The sequence below is a fragment of the Bradyrhizobium sp. LTSP885 genome, assembly GCF_000938305.1.
In the GTDB taxonomy this organism is placed as follows: Bacteria; Pseudomonadota; Alphaproteobacteria; order Rhizobiales; family Xanthobacteraceae; genus Bradyrhizobium.
Genome location: NZ_JYMT01000020.1, coordinates 150,929 through 160,730 on the forward strand (window position 1 = coordinate 150,929; position 9,802 = coordinate 160,730).

At 64.0% G+C, this 9,802-nt stretch carries 7 protein-coding genes; 1 reads left to right on the top strand and 6 read right to left on the bottom strand.

The features are described 5' to 3' along the window. Window positions 1-45: 45 nt before the first annotated feature. The 6 genes from UP09_RS13825 to UP09_RS13850 all read right to left on the bottom strand — a co-directional run bounded on the left by UP09_RS13825 (window position 46) and on the right by UP09_RS13850 (window position 8,411). Window positions 46-714, bottom strand: a complete 669-nt coding sequence (locus UP09_RS13825; protein WP_044538748.1) for an amino acid ABC transporter permease — start codon at window positions 712-714, stop codon at window positions 46-48. An 82-nt stretch (window positions 715-796) separates the two neighbouring features. Next, window positions 797-1,555 (bottom strand): SDR family NAD(P)-dependent oxidoreductase, encoded by a 759-nt coding sequence (locus UP09_RS13830; protein WP_044538749.1) that lies wholly within the window; start codon window positions 1,553-1,555, stop codon window positions 797-799. An 89-nt stretch (window positions 1,556-1,644) separates the two neighbouring features. Next, complete coding sequence (locus UP09_RS13835) at window positions 1,645-2,727, bottom strand: zinc-binding dehydrogenase (RefSeq protein WP_044538750.1); 1,083 nt, start codon at window positions 2,725-2,727, stop codon at window positions 1,645-1,647. A 40-nt stretch (window positions 2,728-2,767) separates the two neighbouring features. After that, window positions 2,768-6,169 (bottom strand): autotransporter outer membrane beta-barrel domain-containing protein, encoded by a 3,402-nt coding sequence (locus tag UP09_RS13840; protein ID WP_044538764.1) that lies wholly within the window; start codon window positions 6,167-6,169, stop codon window positions 2,768-2,770. A gap of 237 nt (window positions 6,170-6,406) precedes the next feature. Next, window positions 6,407-7,396, bottom strand: a complete 990-nt coding sequence (locus UP09_RS13845; RefSeq protein WP_502689051.1) for a DMT family transporter — start codon at window positions 7,394-7,396, stop codon at window positions 6,407-6,409. 175 nt (window positions 7,397-7,571) lie between these two features. Next, window positions 7,572-8,411 (bottom strand): aldo/keto reductase, encoded by an 840-nt coding sequence (locus tag UP09_RS13850; protein ID WP_044538751.1) that lies wholly within the window; start codon window positions 8,409-8,411, stop codon window positions 7,572-7,574. Window positions 8,412-8,559: 148 nt separating this feature from the next. Here UP09_RS13850 and UP09_RS13855 point away from each other — a divergent pair, with 148 nt between their 5' ends. Next, window positions 8,560-9,663 carry an IS4 family transposase gene (locus UP09_RS13855; RefSeq protein ID WP_044535962.1) on the top strand — a complete coding sequence of 368 codons (1,104 nt, stop codon included), beginning with the start codon at window positions 8,560-8,562 and terminating at the stop codon, window positions 9,661-9,663. Window positions 9,664-9,802: the final 139 nt, after the last annotated feature.

A 9,802-nucleotide genomic window follows, 5' to 3' on the forward strand; every position in this document is an offset into this window, starting at 1 on the left:
CCAACCCTCTCCCCGTAAGAACGGGGAGAGGGAGAAGGACAGTCATCACACCTTGTCGTAGGTCAGGCCGCGCTCGAGCCGCCGCGCCACCAGCGTCGACGGGAACAGGATCGCGAAGTAAATCAGCGCCACGACGGTATAGACCTCGAGCGGCCGGTAGGTGTCGGCGTTGATCAGGGTCGCGTTGTAGACGAGGTCGGGCACCGCAATGATCGACACCAGCGAGGTGTTTTTCAGCTGCGTCACCGACTGGTTGACGTAGGGCGCCATCATCGGCTTCATCGCCTGCGGCAGGATCACGAGCCGCATCAGGCGCCAGCCGCGGAAGCCGAGCGCCTTGGCGGCATCCCATTGCCCGATCGGCACGCTCTCGATGCTGCCGCGCACGATCTCGGCATAGAACGCGCCGCCGTAGAGCGAGAGCACGCTGACAGCCGCGACATGCGCGGGGATGTTGACGCCGATCACGACCGGGAACGCGTAATAGAACCAGATGATCTGCACCAGGAGCGGCGTGCAGCGGAACAGTTCGATATAGGCGATCAAGAGCCAGTCGATCACAGGAATGCGCTTCAAGCGCAGCATGCCGACGATCAAGCCGATCAGCGATCCCAAAATGATGGTGCCGATCGTGTAGGCGATGGTCCAGCCGAGCCCGAGCCAGAACAAATGGCTGTACTTGCCGAGGATCGCAAAATCCCAAACGTAATTCATGCTGCCCCTCGATGACCGGATTTCTCAGCGTCCGCTGATGTGACGTCTCAGCATCGCAGGCGGACCGGAGCGAGTCACGCGATCACATCAAAGTCAGCCCGCCATCGACCGGCAGCATGGCGCCGGTGACATGGCCCGCACCCGGCGACAACAGGAACGCGATCACGGCAGCGACCTCCTCGGACTGGGCCAGCCGCTGCATCGGATTGGCTTTCGCCACCCGCTCCCAGGTCGCGGGATCCAGCGCGCCGACCAGGCCGGGATCCTTCTGCGTGTAACCGGGCATCACGGCGTTGGCGGTGGCGCCCGAGGGCGCAAGCTCGATCGCCAGCGACTTGACCAGCACTTCGAGCGCGGCCTTGGCCGCCGCCGATCCGGGATAGGTCGCGCCGGGCACGAAACGATGCGGCCCGAAGCTCGAGACGGCGACGACGCGCCCGTGCGTGTTCCGCGTCAGGTCGGGCAGCGCGGCGGCCGCCATCTCGTGGAATGCCGCCGCCATCACGGCAAAGGCGCGCTCGAGGCCCTCACGGGGCAGGCTGGCAAAATCGCGCCGGTCGGCAAAGCCCGCGGCGTGCACGATGGTGTCGACCGGTCCGAATGCCGCGCGCGCGGCGTTGACGAGCTCGGCGCCGGTGCTGGCCTTGGCCAGATCGCCGGTGCGGATCTCAACTTTTGCGCCGGCGCTGCGGCAGGCGTCCGCAACCGACGTCAGCCGCGCGAGGCCGGCGGATTCGGCGCCCTGCCCGTGCAGCATCAGGCATTGATCTGAAGCAGCGAGGCGTCGCGCAACCGCAGCGCCAATGCCGGAGCCGCCTCCCGTGATGATTGAAACTCGCATGGTCAGCGTGAGGTCTGTGTTGCCAGAGGACAGCGAACTATAGGTTCGGCGTCACGGATTGCAAACCAGCATGCCTATCGCCGGAACGACTACCGCCAGGGCTCGACGAGAATCTTCGTATGCGCCTCGGGATTGGCGAGGTCGGCGAACGCCTGCGCGACGCCGCCGATGCCGACGCGGCCGGTCACCAGCGATCCGGCATCGACCTGCCCTTCGGCGATCAGGCGCAGCGAATACGCGAACTCCTCGGGCGTGTAGCCGAGCACATATTGGACGTTGAGCTCCTTGAGGATGCCGAGCATCGGCTCGGAGCGGTCGGTCTCCATGCAGACGCCGACCACCACGATGCGGGCGTCGCGCGGCGCGCCCTCGAACACCTGCTGCAACAGCCCGGGCACGCCGACGCATTCGAAGATCAGCGCGGGCTTCAGCGGCGGCAGCATCGCCTGCATGGGCGGCCGCGCGGCCTTCTCTTCCGGCGACATCTGGGCATGCTCGGCCCAGCTCGCATAAGGCTGCGTTTTTGCGGGATCGATCACGACATCGGCGCCCATCTGCTCAGCGAGCCGGCGCCGCATCGGCGAGTAGTCGGCAGCGACGATCGGATGCAGGCCCTTGATCTTCAGCGCCGCGATCACCGCCAGGCCCACCGGGCCGCAGCCGATCACCAGCGGTACCTCGCCGCCGCTGATATTGGCCTTCGCCACCGCGTGCACTCCGACCGCGAGCGGCTCGGTCAGTGCGGCGTGCTCGGCCGCGAGCCCGTTCGGCACCTCCAGCAGCAGGGCCTCGCTGAGCAGCATCTGCTCGGCATAGCCGCCGACATTCTCGTTGGAATAACCGATGCCCTTCGGGCCCTGCGGCGTCAGCAGCGCCGGCAACGAGCACACCTTTGTGCCCGGCTTCAGCTTGCGCGCGGTATCCGGGCCATAGTCGAGGATCTCGCAGCAGAATTCATGGCCGAATACGACGTCGCGGGAGAGATCCATCGGCGTGCGGCCGGGAAAGAACTTCGTCAGCTCGACCATGCGGTGGGCGTGCTTGCGCGCATGCAGATCGGAGCCGCAGATGCCGCAGGCCAGCGTCTTGACCAGCACCTGGCCGACGCCCGGCTTCGGCTCGGGCATGGTGTCGACGACAATCTCGCCGTTCCTGAAGATCGCTGCGCGCATGATCACTCCCTGCTCTGTTTTCAGAACAGTAGCACAGGGATCACCACGAATAGCGCATAACACCCTTGCCGGCGTAGGATTGCGTGACGTTGGAAAACTCGCCTTCGAAGGTCGCCGCCGCCGACCAGCCGTTGCGCCATTTGATCTCGGCGGATGCGGTCGTCAGCGCGGAATCGCGCGATTGCGCCGCGCCGTTGACCACGAAGGCGGCGCCCGGCAGCGTCTGGAACACCGCACCGATGGTGCGATCCGGATTGTAGTCGTGCGCCCAGGCGAGTCTGCCGCGCAGCGTCACGATGCCGCTGTCGAGTGCGAACGATTTGTCGGTGCGCAGGCCGAGTTCGCTACGGGTATCGGTCACGCTCTTGGCGGCGTAGGTGAGCGCAAAGGCGCCGCCGCCGGAGACGACGGACTCCGCATAGTTCGGCAGCTCAAACGACGTGAATTGCGCCGCGGCGTAGGGCGTCAAACCGATCCACGGCGTGGCGTAGCGATAACCACCTTCGAGCCGCCCTGACCAGGCATTGGCGTTGAACTCGGCGCGCAGATGATCGACGCCCGCCACTGTGACGATGCGGTCGGTGGTGATGTCCTGCCAGCCATAGGCCAGCGCAGCGCTGATATACGCCGGCCCCACCGTGTGACGCACGAACGCGCCGGCCTGGAACAGGTCGGAGCGGCCGTAGCCGAGTCCATTGACGCTGAAATTGGTGCCGCCACCGGCGAGCGCAAAGCCCGCGATGGTGTTCGGCGAGAAGCGGTAGTCGGCACCGACCGCGGAGCCATAGACGCTGCTGGTGGTATTGTTCGACCCAAGCGCCGCGTTACCGCTGGTGGTCTGCGAGCCGCCATAGCCCGCCGCCCAGACGCTCCAGCGCTGCTCGAAGTCAGGCCGCGGCGGCGCCTTGTTGATACTGGCGAACGCATCGCGCGCGTCAGTCTTGCGCGCGGCATAGGCGAGCGAGGTGCTCTCGTCGGCGAACGGCACAGCGCCCGTGCCACCACCAAAGCCGCCATCGCGCCCGGCGACAAACGGATCTGTGAGCAGCCCGAGGAACAGGCCCATTGCGTTGAAGGTCGCCTGCTGCGATCCGGTTGCCGGCTCACCCGAGGCTTGCGTCAACCCGTTCGGCGTCAATCCGGCAAAGACAGCGCTGATGCCGCCATTGGCGTTGAAGAAGTTCTGCAGCGTGGTGGCGACGTTCTGCTGATTGATGTTGAGGTTCGACTTGGCGCCATAATTGAGCGCGAAGTTCAGGTAGGCGTGCGTCGGGTCATAGCTCAGGCTGGCAACCAAACCGGACGGCAGGCCAAGCGTATCGACGCCAGTGAACGCGCCGCTGCGGCCGCCGCTTGCCGAGAGGATGGTATATTGCTTCACAACCGTGCTGCCGGCGGCAACGCCGACACCAACCGATCCATCGAGCGTTGCGGTGCCCGTCACGTTGGTGAACGTCGACGTCGTCGAATTGATTCCCACCAGATAGAGCGCGCCCGACTGGAAGGCGAGATTGCCCGAGACGATCATCGACGTACCAGGCGTGCCATTGCCAGGCAGGAAGATGCCGCCGCTTGCGATCGTCGCATTGCCGACGGTACCGACGCCGGTCAGCAGCCCACCGGCATTCACCGTCGTGAGGCTCGATGAGGCGATCGAGCCGTCGACCTGCAGGATCCCGCCATTGATGCTGGTGGTGCCGGAATAGGTGTTGATGCCCGAAAGGATCAGCGTGCCGCTGCCGGTCTTCTCAAGGTTGCCGGCTCTGGGCAAAGTGCTAAGCCCATCCTTGGCGAGGGTGAGCCCTCCGCAGCCGCACGGTGCATTGTCGGCAATCACGCCACTGACCGTCGTCGACAGATTGTTGCCGCCGACGACCAGTGTATTGCCGCCGCCGATGTAATAGAAGCCGGAGCCGGCAATCGAGCCAGCCGTGATGCGGCCGTCGCCGTTCGGCCCGAGGCTGCCGCCGAAATCGACGAAGCCGGTGCCGTTGGTGATGAACTGCGCGGTGCCGCCGCTCGAATTGTCGTAGAACAAGGTCGCGCCGCCGGAATTGGTGGTGATGACCGCGCTTCCGGCAGTCGAAAACGCGTTGAACTCGGTCGCGCCGCGATTATTGTTGATGATGACGGCGTTGCCGGCGGTCGGCGCGTCCGTGTCGTAGGGCGTGCCGAACGAGGTGGTGCCGTCCGTGCCGTTGGTGATCGTGGCGCTTGCCGCCGACGAATGCTCCAGGAACACGGTGCCGCCGCCATTGCGGTTGGTGATCGTCGCGGTGCCGGCGTTGGTGAAAGCGGCGAAGATCGTGCCGGAGCCCTTGTTGTCGATGTTGGCGTTCCCCGCCGTGCTGGTATCCGTGCCGCCGGGAGTGCCGAAGTAGATCACGCTGCCGCCGGTGTTCTTGATCGTGGCGTTACCGGCGCTGCTCGCGTCCACGAAGGCGAGAAGGGCGTGGTTGGTGATGGTCATCGTGCTTGCGGACGTCGTGCCGAGGAACTCCGTGAGACCGTAATTGGCCAGCGCCGTGACTCCAGACATGTCGGCATTCTGGATGGCGAACTGTCCGTCATTGGTGACTTTGCCGATGATGGACGCGGTATGGGTGGCGTCGCCCAGCACCAGCGTCGCGCAGGAGCAGATCGTGGTGCCGCCGCTATAGGTGTTGGTGCCGAGCAAAGTCACGACACCGCCGCCGAAGGAACTGTCCAGAATCGTCAGCTTGCCGGAGCCGCTGCCGTCGGTGATGTTGCCGGCAATGGTGAGCCGCACGCCATTGGCGTCGAGCGCGCTGCCGGATGCCGAATTGTCGATCTTGAAATTGTTGGCGAAGGTCAGGTCGCTCTTGCTCTCGGCTTGGAACAGACCGTCCCCCAGCGTGACCGTTCCGGTGCCGACCGAATTGTTGTTGGTCACCTGCAGCGTGCCAACACCGACATAGGTCCCGCCCGAATAGGTGTTGGTGCCGGACAGAACCAACGTGCTGGACCCCTGCAACATCACCTGAACGCCGGCGACCGATTCCCCGATGTTGTTGGCGATTGAAATTGTCTGGCCGAGATTGGCGTTGTCGAAGATGCCGCCGAAGACCGGCACGGCCGAACTGAATTTGATGTCCGCCCCGGTGAACGTGTAGGACTGCGACGGAACGGTGAAGTTGAAGAAGTCGGGAGCAATCGAGCCGCCCGTGATGTTGACGCTGCTCGATCCGGTCGAATCGAAATAGGCGCCCTTCCCGGCTGAAACCGGCGGCGCACCGGCCGGGGCATTCGACCAGTTGGTGGCAAGGTTGTAGTCCGCCGTGCTGGTCGTGCTGCCGGCGCCGCCCCAGGTATAGCCTTGGGCTTGCGCCGCGCTGATCGACAGCAGAGCTGCCGCGGCGCCAGCGAGGAGCAGAGTCGCGCATCGACGCAGCCGCGCTTGAAACAAGCAAGGCAGCCGCATCTGAAGCAAATCAAAAAGAAACAAACGAAAAAAATACACGGTACCGCCCCAATATTCCCCAGCACTCTGCGGCGCTTCTGGGCTTAGGCTAGCACGCGGCCCCCCGTAGTTTTGCTGTTTGTTTCACGAATACCGCCGAGCCGGCGCCCGAAATGAAGCTTTTCGGTCGATCTGTTGTACCCGTGCAACGTTCAGAGCGCCCCGCTTCGCAACCAGCGCACGATTTCGACCACTCGGTCAGGCGTTTGGCGACGGCTCGCCGGCCACGGCCAGCAATTGCGAGCGGCGGATACGCTCGCGGTGCGCGGTGTAGAGGCCGGACGCGACGATGAAGGCGGCGCCAGCGATGGTCCAGCCATCGGGCAGTTCGCCGAACACGAAGAAACCGAGGATGCTGACCCACACCAGTTGGGTGTAGGAGAACGGCGCCAGCACCGAGGCATCGCCATAGCGGAACGCCAGCACCACGATCCACTGGCCCGCAGTCGACGCCACTCCGATCAGCAGGCCGAACAGGATGTCGTGCCAGGTCGGCGTGACCCAGACGAACGGCACCAGCGCAGAGACGATGACGACGCCGACGATGGACGAATAAGCCATGATGGTGGCGGGACGTTCGCCGCCGCTCATCTTGCGCGTCAGGATCAGCGTGCCGGCCCAGGCCAGCGCCGAAAAGATCGGGAAGAACGCCGCAGGATGAAACGCCGCGGTACCCGGCCGCAGGATGACGAAGACGCCGAACAGACCGACCGCGGTTGCGATCCAGCGGCGCAGGCCGACCTTCTCGCCAAGGAATGCGATCGACAGCGCGGTGACGAACAGCGGCGCGACGAAACTGGTGGCCGAGGCTTCCGCGATCGGCAGGAAGCTTAGGCCCGTGATGAACAGCAGCGACGAGCCGAGCAGAGCCGAACCACGCAGCACGTGCAGGCCAGGACGCTTGCTCTGCAGCGCAAACAGTGGCGAGCCCGGCAACATCGAAGGCAGCATGATCAGCGCGAACACCACGAAGCGGATCCAGGTGATCTCGATCGCGGGCAGCGTCGACGACAGATATTTGGCAGTGACATCGGAGGTGCCCAGAAACACCGTCGACAGCAGCATCAGCGCGATGCCCTTGAACGGCCGGTCGGTGCGCGCAGGTGCTTTGCGCGCGACGGTCGTCTTTTCAGGCAATGGCAAATAAGCACTGTCCAGCCTGGCGGCTGCGGCGGGGGGCGGAGTCACGGCAATCTCGATGGCAAAACAAAACGAATCTGGCGAGGCTCTCAAAAACTCCTATTCCGCCCGGAGAACAATGCCCGAAAACGGGACTCCGATATGCGTCGGGGTGCGCGGCGGCGTGCCGCAGGCCACGCGGGGCCGCGATTGAAACAGTTTGTTAGCAATTGTGTGTGCGGCGCTAGAGCATCGGCAAGCCGCGCGGCTTCGGCCCGCGCGGAAACGCCTTGTCAAGCGCGGCGATCTCGCTGTCGTTCAACTTGATATCTCCGGCCGCCGCATTCTCCGCCGCATGATCCGCGCTCGATGCCTTCGGTATCGCAAGCACCGATGAAACACGCGTAAGGAAGCTCAGCGCCACCTGACGCGCGGTCGCCATGTGCGTCGCTGCAATCGATTGCAGCACCGCGCCGCCCTTGCTCGATGGCGACGGAAACTCATTGTGACCGAAAGGTGAATAGGCGACGACAGCAACGCCGTGTTGATCGCACCACGGAATCACCGCGTGTTCGATCGCGCGCTCCTGCAGATGATAGAGCACCTGATTGCAGGCGATCTTGCCCTCGCCTGCGACGTCGAGCAGTTCGTCGAGATCCTCAGTGTCGAAATTGCTGACGCCCCAGGACCGGATCTTGCCGGCCGCGATCAACTCGTCGAACGCCGCGACGGTGTCAGCGAGCGGATAGGATCCGCGCCAGTGCAAGAGATAGCAGTCGAGACGGTCGGTCTTCAGGCGCTTCAGCGAACGCTCGCAAGCGGCGATGGTGCCGCGCCGCGAGGCATTGCTCGGCAGCACCTTTGAAACCAGGTACAGTCTGTCGCGTTGCCCCGCGATCGCGTCCGCAATCACCAGCTCGGCGTCGCCATACATCTCCGCGGTGTCGATATGCGTCATGCCGGCATCGATGCCGCTGCGAAGCGCCGATATCGCCGCCTTGCGGTCGCCGCGATCGAGATACCAGGTGCCCTGCCCGATCACCGAAACCTGCGGGCCGTTGTTGCCGAATTTTTTTGTCTGCATGGTTGTCTCGTTCTGCGTGGTTCGTTTCTGACCCCGCAGAACGATAAAGGAAACAAGCGACTATGTCTCCACACCGTCGTCCCGGCGCAGGCCCATAGGCGCTAAAATAGGATTTGCGCGTTGGATTTACGTGTGATTCCAAGAAGAGATGAGAAACGAATCGCTTGTGAACGAAGACTGGGCGCGTGTTGTTTCGCGGCTGGGCGGAGCTGAGGCTCTGGAGGCTGGCGCGCGGGAGACGAAGGCGTTTGTTCGCCCGCGCGAGATCAGCAATGCAGTCGATCTGCTGCGGCTGATCCTTGCGTATTGCCTGGGCACGAGAGGTCTGCGGTTGACGGCGGCATGGGCGACTTCGGTGGGCCTTGTCGATATCTCCAACGTGGCTCTGTTATACCGGCTGCGTCAGTCCGGGGATTGGCTTGCACAGCTGATAGGCCGGGCACTTGCGAGCGGTGCGCCGAAGGCAAGCCGCGGTCGACTGATCCGCATCGTTGACGCCACGACGGTCCCAAAAGCTGGAACCGGCGGCAGGCAGAAGAATGCGGTGTGGCGCATCCACAGTGCGTTCGATCTTCCGCAAGAACGTTTTGGTCACTTCGAGCTGACCGACGAACGCGCGGGCGAGACGCTGGACCGGATCCCGCTGATTGCCGGCGAGATCCGTCTTGCCGACCGCGCCTATCTGCAGCCGGAGCGCATGGCGTATCTGGTCGAGGCCGGTGCGGACTTCGTGATCCGCTCGGGCTGGAAGAGCGCTTGTTGGCTGGATCGCAAAGGCAATCTGATCGATCTCGTCGCCGAACTGCGCAAGGCCGCGGCACGCGGCATCATCGACCGGCCGATCTGGGTAAAACGCAAGTCTGGTGGAGCACCGCTTGCTGTGCGTTTGGTTGCCGTCAAGAAACCTGCAGATGCGGCTCAGGCTGCACGGCGCAAGGCACGCAGGACGGCTCAGAAGGGAGGCCATCGTCTCTCCAGGCAAACGCTTGATGCTGCGGATTGGGTGATCCTGGTGACCTCGCTCAAGCCCGAGGACTTCACAACCGCTGATCTGCTTGCCCTTTACCGGCTGCGATGGCGGATCGAACTCGGCTTCAAGCGGCTGAAGAGCCTGATTGGCTTGAAAGGACCTCCAGGAACTGACGAGCGGTCTGCCAGACCCCATATCCTCGCTCACCTGCTGATCATTCTTCTGCTCGAGCCGCTTGTCGACGAACTCGAGGACTCTCCCCGCTTGGCCGAAGCCGCCTAACCAGACCTGCAGCATGGCGCCTGCTCCGTCAGCTCATCGCCTCCCTGCTCCAAGCCATCATTCCCCAGCCCACAATCGCGCGTCTGCGCAGAGCCAGCCTCGCTCTCCAACGACATCTGCGCGAGCCTCCCAGACGTAA